Origin of the sequence: Aquabacterium sp., from assembly GCF_036279655.1 — a bacterium.
Classification (GTDB): domain Bacteria; phylum Pseudomonadota; class Gammaproteobacteria; order Burkholderiales; family Burkholderiaceae_C; genus Aquabacterium.
Map to the genome: position 1 here is coordinate 1 of NZ_DASUIT010000011.1, position 18,460 is coordinate 18,460.

Annotated in this window: 20 protein-coding genes, 1 tRNA gene and 1 pseudogene; 5 read left to right on the forward strand and 17 right to left on the reverse strand. The window is 65.4% G+C overall.

Going from position 1 to position 18,460, the window contains the following annotated elements:
* Positions 1–492 precede the first annotated feature (492 nt).
* From erpA to rplM, 6 genes are all read right to left on the reverse strand, one after another.
* Positions 493–876, reverse strand: a complete 384-nt coding sequence (gene erpA, locus VFW84_RS00995; protein ID WP_329678561.1) for an iron-sulfur cluster insertion protein ErpA — start codon at positions 874–876, stop codon at positions 493–495.
* A 28-nt stretch (positions 877–904) separates the two neighbouring features.
* Positions 905–1,297 carry a polymer-forming cytoskeletal protein gene (locus VFW84_RS01000; protein ID WP_329678562.1) on the reverse strand — a complete coding sequence of 131 codons (393 nt, stop codon included), beginning with the start codon at positions 1,295–1,297 and terminating at the stop codon, positions 905–907.
* 105 nt (positions 1,298–1,402) lie between these two features.
* Complete coding sequence (locus tag VFW84_RS01005; protein WP_329678563.1) at positions 1,403–2,122, reverse strand: DUF6776 family protein; 720 nt, start codon at positions 2,120–2,122, stop codon at positions 1,403–1,405.
* On the reverse strand, positions 2,122–3,159 hold the full coding sequence (gene argC / locus VFW84_RS01010; RefSeq protein WP_329678564.1) for an N-acetyl-gamma-glutamyl-phosphate reductase: 1,038 nt from the start codon (positions 3,157–3,159) through the stop codon (positions 2,122–2,124). The genes VFW84_RS01005 and argC overlap by 1 nt, the downstream gene beginning before the upstream one ends.
* 109 nt (positions 3,160–3,268) lie before the next feature.
* A complete protein-coding gene (gene rpsI, locus VFW84_RS01015; RefSeq protein ID WP_329678565.1) occupies positions 3,269–3,664 on the reverse strand; it encodes a 30S ribosomal protein S9 in 396 nt (131 codons plus the stop codon).
* Positions 3,665–3,673: 9 nt separating this feature from the next.
* Positions 3,674–4,102, reverse strand: coding sequence for a 50S ribosomal protein L13 (gene rplM, locus VFW84_RS01020; RefSeq protein WP_329678566.1), 429 nt, complete (start codon positions 4,100–4,102; stop codon positions 3,674–3,676).
* A 303-nt stretch (positions 4,103–4,405) separates the two neighbouring features.
* Here rplM and VFW84_RS01025 point away from each other — a divergent pair, with 303 nt between their 5' ends.
* Both VFW84_RS01025 and VFW84_RS01030 read left to right on the forward strand, forming a co-directional pair.
* A complete protein-coding gene (locus VFW84_RS01025; RefSeq protein WP_329678567.1) occupies positions 4,406–5,104 on the forward strand; it encodes a GNAT family N-acetyltransferase in 699 nt (232 codons plus the stop codon).
* A gap of 173 nt (positions 5,105–5,277) precedes the next feature.
* Entirely contained in the window at positions 5,278–6,033 is a 756-nt protein-coding gene (locus tag VFW84_RS01030; RefSeq protein ID WP_329678568.1) for a DUF2726 domain-containing protein, read from the forward strand.
* A gap of 31 nt (positions 6,034–6,064) precedes the next feature.
* On the opposite strand, the gene htpG is transcribed toward VFW84_RS01030, so the two are convergent.
* Positions 6,065–7,945 (reverse strand): molecular chaperone HtpG, encoded by a 1,881-nt coding sequence (gene htpG, locus VFW84_RS01035; RefSeq protein WP_329678569.1) that lies wholly within the window; start codon positions 7,943–7,945, stop codon positions 6,065–6,067.
* 173 nt (positions 7,946–8,118) lie between these two features.
* Between htpG and VFW84_RS01040 the strand changes: the two genes are divergently transcribed.
* Positions 8,119–8,195: transfer RNA gene (locus tag VFW84_RS01040), tRNA-Met, on the forward strand.
* A 99-nt stretch (positions 8,196–8,294) separates the two neighbouring features.
* Here VFW84_RS01040 and VFW84_RS01045 read toward each other — a convergent pair.
* The 3 genes from VFW84_RS01045 to VFW84_RS01055 form a co-directional block, all read right to left on the reverse strand.
* Complete coding sequence (locus VFW84_RS01045) at positions 8,295–8,696, reverse strand: type II toxin-antitoxin system MqsA family antitoxin (protein ID WP_329678570.1); 402 nt, start codon at positions 8,694–8,696, stop codon at positions 8,295–8,297.
* A gap of 2 nt (positions 8,697–8,698) precedes the next feature.
* Positions 8,699–8,995 (reverse strand): type II toxin-antitoxin system MqsR family toxin, encoded by a 297-nt coding sequence (locus VFW84_RS01050; protein ID WP_329678571.1) that lies wholly within the window; start codon positions 8,993–8,995, stop codon positions 8,699–8,701.
* A 94-nt stretch (positions 8,996–9,089) separates the two neighbouring features.
* A complete protein-coding gene (locus VFW84_RS01055) occupies positions 9,090–10,664 on the reverse strand; it encodes a methyl-accepting chemotaxis protein (RefSeq protein WP_329678572.1) in 1,575 nt (524 codons plus the stop codon).
* 159 nt (positions 10,665–10,823) lie between these two features.
* On the opposite strand from VFW84_RS01055, the gene murU reads away from it, so the two are divergent.
* Positions 10,824–11,540: an N-acetylmuramate alpha-1-phosphate uridylyltransferase MurU gene (gene murU / locus VFW84_RS01060; RefSeq protein WP_329678573.1), complete on the forward strand. Its 717-nt coding sequence runs from the start codon at positions 10,824–10,826 to the stop codon at positions 11,538–11,540.
* 16 nt (positions 11,541–11,556) lie between these two features.
* On the opposite strand, the gene hypE is transcribed toward murU, so the two are convergent.
* The 6 genes and pseudogenes from hypE to VFW84_RS01090 all read right to left on the reverse strand — a co-directional run.
* Entirely contained in the window at positions 11,557–12,621 is a 1,065-nt protein-coding gene (gene hypE / locus VFW84_RS01065) for a hydrogenase expression/formation protein HypE (protein WP_329678574.1), read from the reverse strand.
* On the reverse strand, positions 12,618–13,739 hold the full coding sequence (hypD, locus tag VFW84_RS01070; RefSeq protein ID WP_329678575.1) for a hydrogenase formation protein HypD: 1,122 nt from the start codon (positions 13,737–13,739) through the stop codon (positions 12,618–12,620). The genes hypE and hypD overlap by 4 nt, the downstream gene beginning before the upstream one ends.
* Complete coding sequence (locus VFW84_RS01075) at positions 13,736–13,969, reverse strand: HypC/HybG/HupF family hydrogenase formation chaperone (RefSeq protein ID WP_329678576.1); 234 nt, start codon at positions 13,967–13,969, stop codon at positions 13,736–13,738. The genes hypD and VFW84_RS01075 overlap by 4 nt, the downstream gene beginning before the upstream one ends.
* Positions 13,970–13,975: 6 nt before the next feature.
* Complete coding sequence (locus VFW84_RS01080) at positions 13,976–15,142, reverse strand: carbamoyltransferase HypF (protein WP_329678577.1); 1,167 nt, start codon at positions 15,140–15,142, stop codon at positions 13,976–13,978.
* Positions 15,142–15,999 carry a hydrogenase nickel incorporation protein HypB gene (hypB, locus tag VFW84_RS01085; RefSeq protein WP_329678578.1) on the reverse strand — a complete coding sequence of 286 codons (858 nt, stop codon included), beginning with the start codon at positions 15,997–15,999 and terminating at the stop codon, positions 15,142–15,144. Before hypB ends, VFW84_RS01080 begins: the two co-directional genes overlap by 1 nt.
* 62 nt (positions 16,000–16,061) lie before the next feature.
* Positions 16,062–16,268 (reverse strand): annotated as a pseudogene (locus VFW84_RS01090) (hydrogenase maturation nickel metallochaperone HypA); the annotation flags it as partial.
* A gap of 76 nt (positions 16,269–16,344) precedes the next feature.
* Here VFW84_RS01090 and speD point away from each other — a divergent pair.
* Positions 16,345–16,773, forward strand: coding sequence for an adenosylmethionine decarboxylase (gene speD, locus VFW84_RS01095; protein ID WP_329678580.1), 429 nt, complete (start codon positions 16,345–16,347; stop codon positions 16,771–16,773).
* Here speD and VFW84_RS01100 read toward each other — a convergent pair.
* Positions 16,731–18,458, reverse strand: coding sequence for an FAD-dependent oxidoreductase (locus VFW84_RS01100; protein ID WP_329678581.1), 1,728 nt, complete (start codon positions 18,456–18,458; stop codon positions 16,731–16,733). The two genes, speD and VFW84_RS01100, sit on opposite strands and share 43 nt — an antisense overlap.
* Positions 18,459–18,460 lie beyond the last annotated feature (2 nt).

An 18,460-nucleotide genomic window follows, 5' to 3' on the forward strand; every position in this document is an offset into this window, starting at 1 on the left:
CCCTCCGCCCTTGGTCGCCCTGCTGGTGGCATGCACAGGCCCCGGGGACGAGGCATGCATCGGTTGACGCGTGAGAGCACACGATAGCGCCGCGCGCTCTTCGCAAGCCACCAGTGGGGCGATGAAGGGCCGAGGGGGGCTCTGGCGGGGCGCCTCGGGGGCGCCGAGCAGCGGAGTGTCGGGGTGGGCGCGCGCAGCGCGCTTCAACAACAAGCTCGTCGGGGTTGTTTGAGTGGAGCGCCCAGGGGGCGCGCAGCGAGTTCCCCGACGCCACCTCGACGCGAGCAGCGCAGGTGTGTCCCGCGCAGCGGGACCGCCCCCGTGAAGCCTGGCCAGAGGCCCCCTCGGCCCGCGCCCCACGCTCCCCCGACAAAGCGCCAAAACCGTCCCAAGCCACAGAGGCCCCAACGCCCAGACACAAAAAAACCCGCCCGGCCGCACCAAAGCAGCCGACGGGTTCTTTCTGAGCTGACTCAGAGCGTCAGACTGACATCAGACCGAGAAGCTCGACCCACAACCACACGTGGTCTGGGCATTGGGATTGCGGATCACGAACTGCGCGCCTTCAAGGTCGTCCTTGTAGTCGATCTCGGCACCGATCAGATACTGCAGGCTCATGGCGTCGATCAACAGAGTCACGCCATTCTTGTGCATCTGGGTGTCATCTTCGTTGGTGATCTCATCGAAGGTGAAACCGTACTGGAAACCCGAGCACCCACCGCCCTGCACAAACACGCGCAGCTTCAGCTCAGGGTTGCCTTCTTCAGCCACCAGCTCGGCCACCTTGGAGGCGGCGCTGTCCGTGAAGATGATCGGCGCGGGAGGCGCACTCAGGTCTTCAGCGGGGGTGTTCAGTTCTGCGGTCGCGGTACTCATCTCTCATTCTCCAGACATCAAAAACGACTCAGCCATTGTTGGACGCCAGCTTCAGGGCCGGCTTGTCCTCGGCTTTCATAGGATGCAACTCGCCATCGATCGTGGCACCCTGGTGCATCTCAAGGGCTTCGTACTTCACATCGCCCACGATACGGGCTTTGGGCTGCAATTCCAACAAGTCCTCGGATTCAACCGGACCGGTAACAAGGCCATTGATGATGACATGGCCCGCACGGACCTTGCCTGTGACCTTGGCCTTCTCGCTGATGACCAGCATGGTGCGCTTGTCACCCGTGGCCACGATGTTGCCGACCACTTCGCCGTCAATGCGCAGGCCATCCGTGAAACGCACCTCGCCTTGGACGACGGTGCCCTCGCCGATCAAGGTGCGGATATGGGGGGTCTTTTTCCAGCCGAACATGGGTTCACTCTCCGAAAACGAGGGGGCACGCACAAAGGCCAAGAGGTTCACACCAAACCGGTGCGGAGTCAATGCCCTGGATGTGGCGTAAGCCACAGACCAGCATCACAGTTTGAGGCTTTGTGTGGCGTGCAGGCGACCCTGCTCGTCCAGTACACGCACTTGCACCTGCCTGACCACCACATTGACAGGGATTTCCGTCAATCCATCGATGCGCTGGTACTGGCGCATCTGCAAGGGCTTGGTCAGCGCGGGCGTGGGCGGAGCCCAGGCCTTGCCGTCCTGCGTCCCGCTGAGCAAGACCTCATAGCGGCCACGGAACTCCGGCTGGGTGCGTCCCCCTTGCTGCATCACCAGCAACTGGAAGCGCAACTGCCCGGCTGCCGGCACGCTGGCCTGCAAGCCCCGGACCGTCATGCCTTCGCCCGAGGCCGGCAGCAGACGCTCGAAAAAGCCCAGATCGTCCTTGAGTGCCTGGTTCTCCATCTCCAGCGCCTTGACCTGCTCGGCCAGACGCTGCTGAGTAGCACGCTCGGCCTTGAGCAGGCTGTCGGCCGTGTTGGCGATGGACTGCGCCTGGTCGCGGTCACGCTTGAGGTCATCCATCTGCTCACGCAACTGACCCAGCACCTGGGCCGCATTGCGGCTCTCGTGGTCCAGCCCGGCAATGCCCTTGCCGAACTCGAAGGCCCACAGCGCCAGTGCACCGGAAAAGCCCAGCGCCACGGCGACCGCCGCCCACCGCAAGGGCCAGGGTAGGTGGCTGCGCACCGTCATGCGGGGCGAGCTGATGGACAGCCGCCGCCGGAACAGACGCCAACGCATCAGGGCAGCACCGGCACCTGGGTCAGGCCCAGGTGCTCCTCCAGACCACACATCAGGTTCATGCACTGCACGGCCTGGCCGGACGCCCCCTTGGTGAGGTTGTCCTCCACCACCAGCACCATGACGGTGTCGGGCAGAGGGCGGTGCACCGCGATGCGCACGGTGTTGCTGGCACGCACGCTGCGGGTCTCGGGTGCACTGCCAGCGGGCAGCACGTCGACGAAACGCTCGCCACGGTAGAAGTCTTCAAACGTGGCCTGCAGATCGGCCGCCTGCCCGGCGCTGTTCAGGCGCGCGTACAAGGTGGAATGGATGCCTCGGATCAAGGGCAGCAGGTGGGGCACGAACAGGCAATGCACCGAGTCATCGCCGGCAATGGCCCGCAATTGCTGGTTGATCTCGGGGCCATGGCGGTGACCCTTGACGCCATAGGCCTTGAAGTTGTCACTGGCCTCGGCCATGAGGGTGTGCACCTCGGCCTTGCGACCCGCCCCCGACACGCCCGAGGCACAGTTGGCGATCAGGCCGGTGGTCTCGATCAGCTTGTGGCGCAGCAAGGGGGCATAACCGAGTTGCACCGAGGTGGGATAGCAGCCCGGGTTGCCGATGATGCGGGCCTTCTTGATGGCCTCGCGGTTGATCTCGGGCAGGCCGTAGACGGATTCGGCCAGCAGATCGGGGCAGCTGTGGGGCATGCCGTACCACTGCTCGAACTCGGCCACGTTCTGCAGGCGGAAATCAGCGGCCAGATCGATGACCTTGACACCGGCAGCCAGCAGTTCGCGCGCCTGGGCCATGGCCACACCGTGCGGGGTGGCAAAGAAGACCACATCGCATTCGGTCAATTTGGCGTCATCAGGGGTCACAAAGGCCAGATCGACATGGCCGCGCAGGCTGGGATACATGTCGGACACCGGCATGCCCGCTTCCTTGCGGGAGGTGATGGCCTTCAGGCGCACCTGCGGGTGTTGCGACAGCAAACGCAGCAGCTCCACTCCGGTGTAACCCGTTCCGCCCACGATGCCCACATTGATCATCTCGAATCCTTCACAGCTCAACTCAGGGAAAACGCGATTGTAGAGAAGCCGGCAAGAAAAAACCCGCACTGGTTGCCCAGGCGGGTTTTTTTGAGGCGGCAAAAACCGATCAGCGCTTGCTGAACTGCTTCCTGCGGCGAGCGCCGTGCAGACCGACCTTCTTACGTTCGACTTCACGAGCGTCGCGGGTCACGAAACCAGCGCGGCTCAGTTCAGACTTCAACTCGGCGTTGTAGTCGATCAGAGCGCGGGTCACGCCGTGACGGACGGCACCGGCCTGACCGGATTCGCCACCACCGTGGACGTTCACCTTGATGTCGAAGGTTTCCACATGGTTCGTCAGGGCCAGAGGCTGCTTGACGATCATGATGGAGGTCTGACGACCAAAGTACTGCTCGACCGGACGACCGTTCACGACGATCTGGCCAGTGCCCTTCTTGATGAAGACGCGAGCGACGGACGACTTGCGACGACCCGTGCCATAGTTCCAGTTACCAATAGCCATGGTCGCTCCTTAGATGTCCAGCGTCTTGGGTTGCTGAGCGGTGTGGGGGTGTTCGCCACCGCCGTAGACCTTCAGCTTCTTGATCATGGCGTAGCCCAGGGGGCCCTTGGGCAGCATGCCCTTGACGGCCTTCTCGATGGCACGGCCAGGGTGCTTGGCTTGCATGTCCTTGAACTTCGTGGCGTAGATGCCGCCAGGGAAGCCCGAGTGACGGTAGTACACCTTGTCGGTGGCCTTGGTGCCCGTGACGCGGATCTTGTCAGCGTTGACGATGATGATGAAATCACCGGTGTCAACGTGAGGGGTGTAAATGGCTTTGTGCTTACCACGCAGACGGAGAGCAACTTCGCTGGCTACTCGTCCGAGCACCTTGTCGGTGGCGTCGATCACAAACCACTCGTGGGTAACTTCGGCCGGCTTGGCGCTGAAGGTCTTCATGAGAGTTCCTTGTGAGGATTTAAAAACTGGCTGACTGCCTGCCTTGGTACCACTTCTGATCTCGATCAACCCACACCTGCTTGCAACCTTGTTCAGGCAACTCAGGTACAGTTCACCGCTGTTGGTGGCCTCGCGGCAAGCGCGATACAACTCTCCCGGCAGCCAAGACGGGAATCCGCGACTATATCACCCCGCCTCAGAACTTGGCAATGCCTTGATGCAGGCCAGATCCCGTGTTTTGCTCACTTGCCAGGATCGGCCACACGCGATACCCTAGTGTTAACCCTAGGACCAATGATGACCATGGTGAAACCGGCCCCCGAACTCCAGAAGTTCGGCATGGAAAGAACAGCGGGGCTCGCTGCCGAGTTGACGCCCAGCCAGCGCGCGCCTGTGTCTCACTGGGTTCCCATCCGCACGCTCAAGGCCCGTCACCGCCCTCAGATCCTGGATCACCTGATCCAGTTGGACGAGCACGACCGCTATCTGCGTTTTGGCAGCCACACCCCGCTGGAGCACCTGAGCCGCTATGTCGCGTCCATCGACTTCAAGCGCGACGAGGTCTTTGGCATCTTCAACCGCCGCCTGCAACTGGTGGCCACGGCACACCTGGCCGCCCTGCCCATGGGCGCCAGCCCGGCCGGCCCCGGGGTCCGAGCCATGGAGTTTGGTGTCTCGGTGCTGCCGTCGGCACGTGGCCGGGGGCTGGGCCAGATCCTGTTCGAACACGCCATCATGCATGCGCGCAATCACCATGCGGGGGCGCTGGTCATCCACGCACTGACCGAGAACCGCCCCATGATCCGCATCGCCCTGCGCGCCGGCGCCAAGCTGGAAACCCAGGGTGCGGATTCAGAGGCCTGGCTGAGTCTGCCCAAGGACAACCTGGGCACCCACATTGAAGGTTCGGTTCTGGCCCTGCACGCCGAGTTGGTGTTTCGCACCAAGCGGCTCGCACTGCGCGTCAAGAACTTCCTGATGTCCGGTTTTGGCTTGTTCTGAGCGGCACGGGCCGCCCACGGGGGGCATTTGTTACAAATGCAGGGTTGTGCTTACCTGCTGACACCTTCACGCCCCCCAGCTTGGCGATATGGTTATTTGCGGGTTCACGCCACAATGGCGGCCCGCTGGCTTGGCGCTCCTTTTTGCCTCCATCCGGTCTCAAGAGGCTCTCTATGCACAGCAACACACTGTTGATTCTCTGCTCCCTGCTGGCATGTGTGCTGGGCATGGTGTTGGCCCACGTGTGGCACCAGCGGGGTCTTCGACGGGTCAAGGCCTGGCCGCGCGATTTCAACCTGATCGCCCGGCCGATGTTCAACACCGAAGAGCGCTTGCTGTACCGCGAGCTCAAATCGGCCCTGCCCCAGCACGTGGTGCTGGCCAAGGTCAATCTGCTGCGCTTTTGCCAGAGCGCCTCGGACGACGACGCCCGCCTCTGGTTTGACCGCCTGCATCCCATCAATGTGAGCTTTGCCGTCTGCACGCCCAATGGGTCGGTGGTGTCGGTGATCGACTTGGTGGCGCCCCAGCGCGCGGCGTCGGAGCGCGGTCAGCGCCTCAAAGAGGCCGTGCTGGAGGCCTGTCGCGTGCGTTATTTGCGCTGCTCGCCGGGGCATTGGCCCCAGCCGGCCCTGCTGGCCGAATGGGCCTTGGGCCGCCACATCAGCCAGGATCTGCCCGTCAACACCGGTCGCCGCAGCATGGAGCCTGCAGCTTCGTCCCCGCTGACGGTTGCGCGGGCCGAACTGGCCCAGAAGCTCACGCAGCGCCGCGCCGAGCGGGCCTCACGCTTCCATGACTCGAGCTTTGCATCGGACTCCTTCTTCGCCATGGACAGCCGCTTCGACACGGCCGCCAATTCGGTACCCGGGCAGCTCGACAGCGGCAACGAAGCGCCCCTGCCGGACATCATCGTGGCGGCCCGCTGAGAGAGCCAGCCCGCCACGATGGTGGCGGCACTCAGGCCGTCAGCAAGGCATTGACACGGCGCACATAGGCCGCCGGATCGTCCAGGTGCCCCCCTTCGGCCAGCAGCGCCTGGTCAAACAGGATGTGCGCCAGGTCATCAAAGTGCTCGCTGGTGTCGAGCTTCTTGACCAGGCTGTGCTCGGGGTTGATCTCCAGAGTCGGCAGGGCGTTGGGCGCAGCCTGACCGGCCTGCTTGAGCAAGCGCGCCAGGTGGCCACTCACATCGCCCTCCTCCATCACCAGGCAGGCAGGTGAATCGACCAGGCGGGTGGTGACACGCACATCCTTGGCCTTGTCCTTGAGCGAGGCGCTCAGGCGCTCCAGCAGGGGCTTGAGGTGCTCAGCGGCTTCTTCGGCCTTCTTCTTCTCGTCCTCGTCCTGCAGCTTGCCCAGGTCGACCGCGCCCTTGGCCACGCTCTGCAGCGAATGGCCCTCGAACTCGTAGAGATGTGAGAGCAGCCATTCGTCGACGCGGTCGGTCAGCAGCAGCACCTCGATGCCCTTCTTCTTGAAGAGTTCGAGTTGCGGGCTGTTCTTGGCCGCCGCCAGGGTGTCGGCCGTGATCACGTAGATGGCCTCCTGCCCTTCTTTCATGCGGCTGACATAGTCGGCAAAGGACACGCCCTTGTCGGCGTGCGTCGAGGCAAAACGGAACAGCTTGGCCAGGCGCTCGCGGTTGGCGAAGTCCTCGCCGATGCCCTCCTTGAGGACAGAGCCAAACTCGTCCCAGAAGGCGGCGTATTGCTCACGCTTGGCTGCGTCCTCATGGTTGGCCAGGTCTTCGAGCATGGACAACACGCGCTTGGTGCAGCCCTCGCGGATGGCCTTGACGTCACGGCTTTCCTGCAGGATCTCGCGGCTGACATTGAGGGGCAGATCGGCGCTGTCGACCACGCCCTTGACGAAGCGCAGGTAGCTGGGCAGCAGGGCCTCGGCATCGTCCATGATGAAGACGCGCTTGACGTAGAGCTTGAGACCGCCGCGCTTGTCACGGTTCCACAGGTCATACGGCGCCTTGGCGGGCACATAGAGCAGTTGGGTGTATTCGCTGCGGCCTTCGACGCGGTTGTGGGTGTAGGCCAGCGGGTCTTCGCTGTCGTGGCTGATCTGCTTGTAGAACTCGCGGTACTGCTCTTCGGTGATGTCGCCCTTGGAGCGTGTCCACAGGGCGGCAGCGCGGTTGACGGTTTCCCACTCGTCCTTGAGGACCTGCTCCTGCTTTTCGGCATCCCACTCTTCCTTCTGCATCAGGATGGGCAGGGAGATGTGGTCGGAGTACTTGCCGATGATGCTGCGCAGCTTCCAGAGGTTGAGGAATTCTTCCTCGCCGTCGCGCAGGTGCAAGATGATGTCGGTGCCACGGGTGGGCTTGTCGATGGTCTCGACCTCGAAATCGCCCGTGCCTTCACTGACCCAGCGCACGCCTTCGCTGGCCCCCAGGCCGGCGCGGCGGGTCTCGACGGTGATGCGATCGGCCACGATGTAGCCGCTGTAAAAGCCCACGCCAAACTGGCCGATGAGCTGGGCGTCCTTCTTCTGATCGCCCGAGAGGCGGCCCATGAACTCCTTGGTGCCGCTCTTGGCGATGGTGCCCAGGTGGTCGATGGCTTCGGCCTCGCTCATGCCGATGCCGTTGTCGCGGATGGTGATGGTCTTGTTGGCCTTGTCGACCAGCACGCGCACCTCCAGATTAGGGGCATCCTCGTACAAGGCGCTGTTGTCCAGGGCTTCGAAACGCAGCTTGTCGCAGGCGTCCGAGGCGTTGGAGATCAGCTCACGCAGGAAGATCTCCTTGTTGGAGTAGAGCGAGTGGGTGACCAGATGCAGCAGTTGCTTGACTTCAGCCTGAAAGGAATGGGTTTGCTTGTTCATGGCGTGTTCTTCTGCACACAAGGAAAGGGGTGAAGGGAAAGGCTCCGGGCGGACATCTGGGGATGAGGTGCGCGGATTTCAAGGGGCGCCGACGGGCACGACAGCGGGCGCATGCAAAAAATGCGGACCACTTGCAAACCACCAAAAACTTGTCATATAATTTTGGTCTTGATGGCGCTTTAGCTCAGTCGGTTAGAGCGATGGAATCATAATCCACAGGTCCGCGGTTCGAATCCGTGAAGCGCCACCACCCAATTGTCTTGGTGCATCAAGCACTGAGAAGCGAAAGCCACCCTAGCGGTGGCTTTTTGCTTTGGGGCGCTTGGGGCTTCATGTAGCCCACTTCGAGTCAAGAGGCCCGAACCTCGGCCAGCAGATCGGGGTGACGTTCAAGCACCTTGAGCAGCTTCACCAAAGCCAGGGGTGGCTTGGTCTTGCCGTTCTCGTAGCGAGAAAACGCATTGGCACCACCGCCGAAGATCTCGGCGGCCTCGCGTTGATCCAGGGCCAGCTTCTTGCGTACGCTGGCGATGAACTCTGGATCCACGATAGCGGCATTCACTTGCTTCTGGAAAGCGCGCATCTCACGCATCACCCGGTCAGACTCCGGCGCATCGAGAACCGACTCAGCACAGGCTGGGCAGAAGTCGCCCTGCACGGCTGCGATGTGGGTGGTCTCACCTTTGTAGGTGTAAGGCAAATCGCGGGTGTCATGGATCAGATCAGCCGCTCCGCAAACAGGGCACTTCATGTTCATAGCTCCTTGAAGGAAACAATCAGCACATCATCAATGACTGTGAGCTTCAGGTACACATCACCGGCCTGCGTGCTGGGGCGGTAGACGTCTTGCCAGATCGTGTGATCGGCATGTGTGGTCATGCTCTTGTAGAAGTCAGTTGGCGTGAGTGCCATCACCACAGCCAACATGTCTGCGAAGTCAAACCCCAACTCGGTGGCTCCGACACGCGCTGCGTGTGTGGTGCGTACCTTGTTGGCTTCAACCAGCGCTTTCACCATCGCCAGCTTGCAGTGTGGGGTTCGCTTCTCCATGGGAAGAAAGGTTAACCTACTTGCCAAAATATGGCAAGTAGGTTAAAGAGGCAGCATCGCCCCTCAACGAAGATCTGCCGCCACATGGGCTGACTCAGGCCAGCTGAAACACCCCCACCGCCCGCACCAGCTCCTGCGAGCGGCCCTTCAGGCTGCTGGCCACCGCCGCCATGCCATCCACCTGACGGGCGTTTTGCTGGGTCACCTCGTCCATCTGCACGACCGCATCGCTGACCTGGGCCACGCCCTGGCTCTGCTCGATGCTGGCGGTCTTGATGTCAGAGACGATGTCGGTCACATGGCGGATGGCCGAGACCACTTCGTTCATCGTGGCGCCCGCCTGGCCCACCAGCTCGCTGCCCTGCTCCACACGCTCCACGCTGGCGGAGATCAGTTGCTTGATTTCCCTGGCCGCATCCGCACTGCGCTGCGCCAGTGAGCGCACCTCGGTGGCGACGACGGCAAAGCCACGGCCTTGTTCACCGGCACGGGCGGCCTCCACCGCCGCATTGAGCGCCAGGATGTTGGTCTGGAAGGCGATGCCGTCGATCACGCCAATGATGTCGGCGATCTTCTTGGAACTGGCCGTGATGTCGTCCATGGTGCGCACCACCTGGCTCACGACCTCGCCGCCCTTGACGGCCACGCTGGAGGCGCTTTGCGCCATGTGGTTGGCCTGTTGGGCATGGTCGGCATTGAGCTTGACCGTGCTGCTGAGCTGGCTCATGGAGCTGGCGGTCTGCTGCAGGGCACTGGCCTGGTTCTCCGTGCGGCCGTGCAGATCGTGGTTGCCTTGCTCCACCTTGGCTGCGAAATCTGCCACGCTCTCGGCGCTGGCGCGCACGTCGGTGACGACACGCACCAGGCCGTCGCGCATGGCCTTCATGGCCACGATCACGCTGCCCGGATCGGCCTGCGCCACGTCGATGTCGCGGCTGAGATCGCCCTGGCGCACGGCGTCGGCCACCGCCTTGACCTGCCAGGGTTCGGCCCCCAGGGCGCGGCGGATGGAGCGCGAGATGAAGGTCGCGTAGGCCGCGCCAATCAGCACTGCGACGACGGTGAGCGTGATCATCACGCTCTGGAATCGATCGGCCACGGCTTCGGCCTCACCCAGGCGCGCCTGGATGAGCTTTTCCTCGTGGTCGATCAGCGCATTGATGCGCGCCAGCCACTCGACAAACAGGGGCTTGGCCTCGCGCCAGACCAGTTGGTGCGCCTCCTCCTGCTGGCCGCCGGCACGCAGCGTGATGGCGCGCTCGATCAGGGGCAGCACCTTGCCTTCGGTCTCGGCGATCGCTGCGGACAGCGGCACCACCTGGGGTGACACGCTGGCGTCACGAGCCATCAGCTCACGCAGGGCATCCGAGGACTGGGCATAGAACGCGGCGAGGCGCCGGATCTCGGCGACCTCCTTTTGCATTTCCTGGTCGTTGCTGGCGAGCACGACATCACGGATGGCGATGGCGCGGTCGTGCGCACTGCCCCGGAAATTGATGGCATAGCGCTGGATGAGCGCGTTCTGGCGCGCGTTCTCTTCCAGCGCAGTGCGGATGGAGCGCACCTCGTGCACCCCCACCACGGTCAGGATGACCAGGATCAGCAGGATCAGGGAAAAACCAGCCGTCAAACGGCCTTTCACAGTCCAGGTACCGCCTTGTTCCATCATGGTGCTCTCCAGGGTGACAAATGCTTGGGCGGGTCATGTGCCGCTCGACGTGTTTTCGACCTCACGCTCTCCGGCCTCAATTGAAAGAACACATGCATCCGATAGCGAAATGACATCCACGCGGCGATGCGCATGTGACATGCCACCGATAATCGCCCGATGCCTACCCAGCTCCCCGCCCTCATCCTGGCCGCCGGTCGCGGCGAGCGCATGCGCCCCCTGACCGATCACACCCCCAAGCCGCTGCTGACCGTGCAGGGCGTGCCCCTGATCGAGTGGCATCTGCGCGCGCTGGCGCGCGATGGTGTCCGCGAGGTGGTCATCAACACCGCCCACCTGGAAGACCAGTTCCCCGCCACCCTGGGCGATGGTTCGCGCTGGGGCCTGCGCATCCGCTATTCGATGGAGGGGCGTGACCACGGTGGCGCCCTGGAAACCGCTGGCGGCATGGCCAAAGCCCTGCCCTGGCTGGGCGAGGCCTTCTGGGTGCTGGCCGGGGATGTGTTTGTGCCCGACTTCCGCTTCGAGGCTGAACGCGCCGACGCCTTCGCCACCCGTGAGGACTGGGCCCATCTGTGGCTGGTCGATAACCCCGAGCACAACCCCGCGGGAGACTTCGTGCTCGATGCGCAAGGGCGGGTGCAGGGCAAGGCGGCCGATGGGGCCCTTCCACCGGGCGGTCGCGCCCTGACCTACTCCACCATCGGGCTCTTCCGTTCGGCCATGGTCGAGGGCCTGGCCGTCGGGCAGAAGGCCGCCTTGCGGCCTTGCCTGGAGCGCGCCATCGACCGGGGGCGCCTGTCAGGCACGCACTATGCGGGCGCCTGGACGGATGTAGGCACGCCCGAACGCCTGGCGGCACTCAACCAGCGCTGATCGGCGACCGCCCCGCTCAGCAGATGCGGGGCAGTTGCTCGCCCGTCAACCAGTCCACCACGCGGCGTCCGCCCAGGCGGGTGCTCATCTGCACGAAGCCGTGCTCGTCTGGCGTGATCACGCCGATGCGGGCCGCGCGCTGACCGAGCGGATGGGCCCGCATGGCCGCCAACAGGGCATCGGCCACCTCGGGGGCGCACACGGCCACGAGCTTGCCCTCATTGGCCACATAGAGGGTGTCCAGCCCCAGCAGCTCGCAGGCCGCAGCCACCTGCGGCAGCACCGGGATGGCGCTTTCCTGCAGATGCACGCCGCAGCGCGACTGTCGGGCGATCTCGTTGAGCGTGGTGGCCAGCCCACCGCGCGTGGGGTCACGCATCACGCGCAAGCCCGCCCCGGCCACGCGCACCATCTCGGCCACCAGGCCATGCAGGGCGGCGGTATCAGACTCGATGGCTGTTTCGAAGCTCAGGGATTCGCGCTGGGACAAGACCGCCACCCCATGCTCGCCGATGCTGCCCGACAGCAGCACCACATCGCCGGGCCGCGCCTGAGCGCCATCGATGTGAATGCCCGCAGGCACCACGCCCACGCCCGTGGTGGTGATGAAGATGCCATCGGCCTTGCCTTGCTCAACCACCTTGGTGTCGCCCGTGACGATGGGCACCCCGGCCTCGTGGCTGGCGCGTGCCATGGACTGCACCACGGCCTGGAGCACCTTCAGGGGCAGGCCTTCTTCCAGGATGAAGCTGGCCGACAGGTACAGCGGGCGCGCACCGGCCATGGCCACGTCGTTGACGGTGCCGTGGACGCTGAGGCAGCCCAGATCCCCGCCGGGGAAGAACAGCGGCGTGACCACATGGGCATCGGTGGACATGACCAGGCGCCCGCCTTGCGCCAGCTCAGGTGGCGGATCGAACTGGGCCTGGTCATTGCCCTGGCGCAGCCAGTCATTGTCGAAGGCCGGCGCAAACAGCTCGTCCACCAGTTGGGCCGAGGCGCGACCGCCCGCGCCGTGGTTCATGTCGATGCGGCCAGACTTGAAGTCCAGCGGGCGGATGTAGTCGATGCGTGCACTCATGTCCGGAATCGGCCGTAGCTGTAGTGGGCGGCACAGGCGCCCTCGCTGGAGACCATGCACGAGCCCACCGGATGGTCGGGCGTGCACACATTGCCAAAGAGCTTGCAGTCGGTGGGCTGACGCACCCCGCGCAGGATGGGGCCACACTCGCAGGCCTTGTGGTCCGGCACGGTGCGGTAGGGCAGCTCGAAGCGCCGCTCGGCGTCGAAGCTCGCGTAGCGCTCTCGCAGGCGCAAGGCGCTGTGCGGGATCGTGCCCAGGCCACGCCACTCGAAGGACTCGCGAACCTCGAAGACCTCATCGACCCGGCGCTGCGCCGCCACATTGCCCTCACGGGTGACTGCGCGGATGAACTCGTTTTCCACCTCGGCACGGCCCTCGTTGACCTGGCGCACCAGCATCAAGATGGCCTGCATGATGTCCAGGGGCTCGAACCCGGCGATGACCACGCTCTTGTGCCAGCGCTGCGCAAAGGGCACGTAAGGGGCCCAGCCGATGATGATGCTGACATGTGCCGGCCCCACGAAGCCATCGAGCTCGACACCCGGCTCGCCCGCAACGGCTGCGCCGGTCAGGATGTGATCGATGGCGGCCGGGGTCAGCACATGGCTGCACAGCACGCTGAAGTTGCCCAGGCCCTCGCGGTCGGCCTGCTGCACGATCAAAGCGGTGGGCGGGGTGGTGGTTTCAAAGCCGATGGCAAAGAACACGACCTCACGCTCGGGGTGGGCCCGCGCGACCGCCAGCGCATCGGTGGGGGACAGCACCATGCGGATGTCCGCGCCGCGCGCCTTGGCACGCATCATCGACAGGCCCTCGGAGGCCGGCACACGCAGCGTGTCCCCATAGGTGCAGACGATGGCGCCACGGTTCAGCGCCAGGTCGATGGCCATGTCGATGCGGCCGATGGGCAGCACACACACAGGGCAGCCCGGCCCATGGATCATGCGGATCTGCGAGGGCAGCAGATCGAGCACGCCATAGCGCGACAAGGCATGGGTGTGGCCGCCGCAGAACTCCATGAAGCGATAGGCGCGATCGGGCTGCACCTCGGCGGCCAGGCGCTCGCCGATGTGGCGCGCCAGCTCGCCGTCGCGAAACTCGTCGACGTATTTCATGGCGGCTCCCCGGCCTGGGTCGTCATCTGCGCGAACAGGGCCAGGGTGTGCTGCGCCTCGTCGGGGTCGAGCCAGCCGATGGCATGGCCCACGTGCACGATGACATAGTCACCCACCACGGCCTCGGGTACCAGGGCCAGCGACACTGAGGTGCGCACGCCCCCCAGTTCGACCACGGCACGGTCATCGGGGGTGCGTTCTACGATCAGGGCGGGCAAGGCAAGGCACATGGGCCATCATCCTCCAGGGTGTGACGACAGATCGGTGTGGGCGGCCACCCAGGCCTGACCCAGGGCCAGACCGGCATCGCCACAGGACCAGGCTTGCGCCTGCCGCACACGCATGCCGGGGTGGCCCTGCGAACGACTGAGGCGCTCGATGCCCTGGACCAGATGCGTGCTCAGCACACGGTTCATGAAGCAGCCCCCACCCAGCACGATGGTGTCGACATCGTGCTGGTGCGCGGCCTGCAAGGCCCAGCGCGCCAGGCCATCGGCCAGCGTCACATGGAAGCGGGCGGCGCCCTCGGCCTGCCGGGTGGCATCGAGCGCCCACAGGCGGCGCATCAGGGGGTGCAGATCCAGGTCACCCTCGGCGGTCAGGGGGGCATCGGCCTCGTCGACACGCAGCTCGTGCCCGGCCAGCCACTGCGCGGCCGCCTGTTCCAGCGCGATCGCGGCCTGGGCCTCGAAGGCCTGCGCCTGGCCCCAGCCCAGCGAGCCGGCCGCCGCATCGAACCAGCGCCCGGCGCTGCTGCTCATGGGGGCGTTCAGGTGCCGGTCCAGCAAGGTCCGCACGGTGCGCACAGCCTCGATGCCATGCGCTGCGCCCAGGCGGGGTTCGATCTCGTCGCCGCGCCCTTGCGCGTGCAGGGCCGACGCGGCCATGCGCCAAGGCTCGCGTGCGGCGGCATCGCCCCCGGGCAGCGCCAGGGGCGACAGGTGCCCCAGACGCCGCCACCGAGCCCCGTGCACCCACAGCAACTCGCCCCCCCAGGGCAGGCCATCGGTGCCCAAGCCCACCCCATCGAGGGCCAGACCGATCACGGGCCGTGTCAAGCCGTGCTCGGCCTGCAGCGCGGCGATGTGGGCATGGTGGTGTTGCACCGCGATCGCCGGAACCCCCAGGGATTCGGCCAGCGACACCGCCACGCGCGTGCTGTAGAAGTCGGGATGCAGGTCATGGGCCACGGCCTCCACCGGCCCGAAGGCTCGGAGCGCCTGCACCGACGCTTGCAGCGCATCGCAGGCGGCGGGATCGCTCAAGTCGCCATGCAGGGCCGACCCGCGCACGTGATCGCCATCCAGGCGGCAGGCCGTGTTCTTGAGCCAGGCACCACAGGCCAGCACCGAGCGAGGTGCTGGCACCGGCACACGCTGCGAGGTGAAGGCCTGAGCCACCATCAAACAACCTCGTGGCCCGCCGGGGCCTCGGGCAGCAGGTGCATCAGCCAATCCAGCCAGGCCGGCAGCCCCTCACCCGTGGTGGCCGACACCTGCAGCACCGCGATGCCCGGGTTCACGCTGCGGGCATGGGCCACGCAGCGCGCCACATCGAAACGCACATAGGGCAGCAGATCGATCTTGTTGATGATCATCAGGCGGCTGGCCGCGAACATGTCGGGGTACTTCAAAGGCTTGTCATCGCCTTCGGTCACCGACAGGATGGCCACCTTGGCAGCTTCACCCAGATCCCACAGCGCGGGGCACACCAGGTTGCCCACGTTCTCGATGAAGAGCAGACGCTCGGCATGGTCGTGATGGGCGTGATGGGCGTGATCGTCATGGTGCTCATGCCCCTCGTGGTGGTGGTGGTGGTGGTGGTGATCGTGCAGCGGCAGGCGCGCGAAGGCGTCGGCCACCATGCGGGCATCGAGGTGACAGCCCTTGCCCGTGTTGACCTGGATGGCAGGCGTGCCGGTGGCACGGATGCGGTCGGCATCCAGCGTGGTCTGCTGATCGCCTTCGATCACGGCCACGGGCAGATCGGGGTGTGCCTGGCGCAGGGCCTCGATGGTGGCGCACAGCAAGGTGGTTTTGCCCGAGCCCGGGCTGGAGACCAGGTTGAGCGCCGTCACCCCGTGGGCGTGGAAATGCGCACGGTTGCCCGTGGCCAGGCGCTGGTTCTCGCCCAGCACATCGGCCTCCAGCTTGATGAGCCGCGCAGGGCTCATGCCCGGCACGCTGACGCGCGCGGCGTCCTGCCCGTAATGCAGATCACCGTGCGCCTGCGACTCACCACAACCACATACGACACACATGTCTAAGTCTCCACACCCTTGTTGTCATCGGCCACCCACAGGTCGACCACCCTCAGGCCCCCACCCACCGGCTCGTCGATGTCGATCCGCGCGCCTGCCAGGCAGGTGCCAGGCGCGATGGCCTCCAGCGCAAAACGCAGAGCCGAGACTTCGACCCCGGAGGCGCTGCCCGCCTCCAGGTGCAGCACCTGCACCCGCGCAAAGCCCTCGCGCCGAGCGGCGTCTTCAACCATCTGCAGGATGCTGCCCGCCAGACTCAACTCATGCACGACCCTTGCACTCCACGGTGGATGGACTGGGCATTATCTGCGCCGACCCCATCGATCAGATGCCCGACAATGTGACATGGCTCAACGCTTGTCTACACCGATGCCCTCCTCGCTGCATGGTCTGCACCTGACCGCCGACCTCGCCGGTTGTGCGGCAGACAACCCCTGGATGACCGAAGTGGTGGTGCTGCGCCAGGCCTGCACGGACTGGGTCCACAGCGTGGGCCTGCAAGCGGTGGGTGAATGCTTCTACAGTTTCCCCTCGCCTCACCCCGGATCGGCGGGCGGGGTCACGGGCATGGTGCTGCTGGCCGAATCGCATCTGGCCGTGCACACCTGGCCCGAAAGCGGCCATGTGACCCTGGATGTCTTTGTCTGCAACATGAGCACCGACAACACCCAGCGCGCCCGCGATCTGCTGGAAGCCATGATCCGGGGCTTTGCCCCCGCCACGGTGCAGCGTCAGACCTTGCGGCGTGGCAGGCCGGTGGACGCCAGCACCTGACGGGCCGCCCTCACCCCATGGGTGAAGGCCTCCTCGAACACCGAATAGGCCGACAGGTCACTGTGCGCAAAATGCAGCCGGCCCTGAGGCTGCTGCAAGGCCGCCAGCGCAGGGTGCCCCCGCAGGCCTGGCACGGGGATGACCATGCCATGCCCCCAGCGCATCAGGTCCATCTGCCGCACCCGCGCCACGATGTCGGGCTGCACCCGCGCCAGATCGGCCAGCACCAGCGAGGCCCAGTGCGACCAGGGCTGTGACAGCAACTGCTGCCGATGCGCCAGGCCCATGGCGGTGCTGCGGCCCCCCAGAGCCCAGTAATGGGTCCACACCGTGGGCCCGGTCACGGGCGCCAGGCTTTGATGGCGCGCATCGACATAGCCTAGAGAGGGCGTGTCCACGGTGCCCACACCTTGCGAGGTGTAGACCACGTTGTCCCAGGACAAGGGCGCGCCCGGCCGCGCGTGCGGGGCCTCGTCCAGCAGCACATTGCTGACCAGCCAGGGGGCCTGGTGCAAGAGCGGGCGCAGAGCCTGCAGCGGCGCGGGCACCGGGTGCAACAGGCGTGCGGACATGAACAGGGGCGTGGCCATGATCGCCTCACGGGCCACCCAGCGTTGTGCCTGCTGGCGCGCCACGGACCAGGTGTCCACCACCACCTCACGGCGCCCGGCCTGCACGCGCAGCACCACGGTGCCGCCCTGCCAGCGATCGGCCAGGGAAGCGCTCAGGCGCTGCACCAGCCAAGCATTGCCTTGCGGCCAGGTCAGGACCGCATCATGGTCCTCATGCGCAGCCCCCGGCATCTCAAAGCCATGGCGGCTGGCAAAGTAGTGGATGCCCGCCCAGGCCGACACCCGCGTCAGCTGGGCTCCGTAGTCGTCCCGACAGGCGTAGTCCAGCACCCAGCGCAAAGCCGGGTCGGTGTAGCCACGCGCGTCCAGCCATTGCGCAAAGGTCTGCCCATCCAGCGCAGCCAGCGCCGTGTTCCAGGGGCGGCTGGTGGTGGGCATGGCAAACCCCGCAGACTGCCGCAGAGCCTCGATCTCGCGAGAAAAAGCCTGCATCTGCTGCCATGCGGCGCTGCCACGCGACGGCAGGGGCAGCAGGCCGTCCTGCCAATGGCCGCGCCAGAGCTCGTCCACAGGCACCGGCGCCAACTCTGGCAGGAACAGGCGCTCCTGCGGGCTGTGGCACAGGTGGCGCTCGTCGCCACGCCAGCGCCCTTGCTCGCGCCGGATCAGACCGATCTCCTCCAGCCATTGCGCCACATCGCGGGCGTCTTCACCTGGCACGGGCAAATAGTGTGCCCCGAGAGGGCAGGGCAGCCCGGCCAGTTCATGGCCTCGGGCCGCACCACCGCAGTGGTCCTCCAGATCCAGCACGGCGATGTCGTCCAGGCCGCCCTGCATCAGGGTGCGCGCTGCCGACAGACCGGCCACGCCTGCGCCCATCACCAGGGTGTGCACGCGGCGGACCGGCATGCCAGCAGAGGCCACAGGCCAGCGGCCATCACGCGCGGCATGGCCGCGATCAATCTGGGGGCCGACCCAGCCCCCCGTGATGTGCGCAGGCAGACGCTGACCGGCCACGTACAAGGCTTCACGCGGTCGACACGCGGGCAGCACGGCGGCGCCCGCCATGGCCAGTGCCCCTTGCAAGACCGCGCGACGTGCGCGCCCCGGCATGC

Excerpts from the sequence above, each read along its gene's own strand:
- hypE (WP_329678574.1), bottom strand. The coding sequence starts at position 12,621 with ATGAGTGCACGCATCGACTACATCCGCCCGCTGGACTTCAAGTCTGGC.
- htpG (WP_329678569.1), bottom strand. The coding sequence starts at position 7,945 with ATGAACAAGCAAACCCATTCCTTTCAGGCTGAAGTCAAGCAACTGCTG.
- VFW84_RS01025 (WP_329678567.1), top strand. The coding sequence starts at position 4,406 with ATGGTGAAACCGGCCCCCGAACTCCAGAAGTTCGGCATGGAAAGAACA.
- VFW84_RS01100 (WP_329678581.1), bottom strand. The coding sequence starts at position 18,458 with ATGCCGGGGCGCGCACGTCGCGCGGTCTTGCAAGGGGCACTGGCCATG.
- VFW84_RS01030 (WP_329678568.1), top strand. The coding sequence starts at position 5,278 with ATGCACAGCAACACACTGTTGATTCTCTGCTCCCTGCTGGCATGTGTG.
- hypB (WP_329678578.1), bottom strand. The coding sequence starts at position 15,999 with ATGTGTGTCGTATGTGGTTGTGGTGAGTCGCAGGCGCACGGTGATCTG.
- VFW84_RS01050 (WP_329678571.1), bottom strand. The coding sequence starts at position 8,995 with ATGGAGAAGCGAACCCCACACTGCAAGCTGGCGATGGTGAAAGCGCTG.
- hypD (WP_329678575.1), bottom strand. The coding sequence starts at position 13,739 with ATGAAATACGTCGACGAGTTTCGCGACGGCGAGCTGGCGCGCCACATC.
- VFW84_RS01045 (WP_329678570.1), bottom strand. The coding sequence starts at position 8,696 with ATGAAGTGCCCTGTTTGCGGAGCGGCTGATCTGATCCATGACACCCGC.
- speD (WP_329678580.1), top strand. The coding sequence starts at position 16,345 with ATGGCTCAACGCTTGTCTACACCGATGCCCTCCTCGCTGCATGGTCTG.
- rplM (WP_329678566.1), bottom strand. The coding sequence starts at position 4,102 with ATGAAGACCTTCAGCGCCAAGCCGGCCGAAGTTACCCACGAGTGGTTT.
- rpsI (WP_329678565.1), bottom strand. The coding sequence starts at position 3,664 with ATGGCTATTGGTAACTGGAACTATGGCACGGGTCGTCGCAAGTCGTCC.
- VFW84_RS01075 (WP_329678576.1), bottom strand. The coding sequence starts at position 13,969 with ATGTGCCTTGCCTTGCCCGCCCTGATCGTAGAACGCACCCCCGATGAC.
- VFW84_RS01000 (WP_329678562.1), bottom strand. The coding sequence starts at position 1,297 with ATGTTCGGCTGGAAAAAGACCCCCCATATCCGCACCTTGATCGGCGAG.
- VFW84_RS01055 (WP_329678572.1), bottom strand. The coding sequence starts at position 10,664 with ATGATGGAACAAGGCGGTACCTGGACTGTGAAAGGCCGTTTGACGGCT.
- VFW84_RS01080 (WP_329678577.1), bottom strand. The coding sequence starts at position 15,142 with ATGGTGGCTCAGGCCTTCACCTCGCAGCGTGTGCCGGTGCCAGCACCT.
- argC (WP_329678564.1), bottom strand. The coding sequence starts at position 3,159 with ATGATCAATGTGGGCATCGTGGGCGGAACGGGTTACACCGGAGTGGAG.
- erpA (WP_329678561.1), bottom strand. The coding sequence starts at position 876 with ATGAGTACCGCGACCGCAGAACTGAACACCCCCGCTGAAGACCTGAGT.
- murU (WP_329678573.1), top strand. The coding sequence starts at position 10,824 with ATGCCTACCCAGCTCCCCGCCCTCATCCTGGCCGCCGGTCGCGGCGAG.
- VFW84_RS01005 (WP_329678563.1), bottom strand. The coding sequence starts at position 2,122 with ATGCGTTGGCGTCTGTTCCGGCGGCGGCTGTCCATCAGCTCGCCCCGC.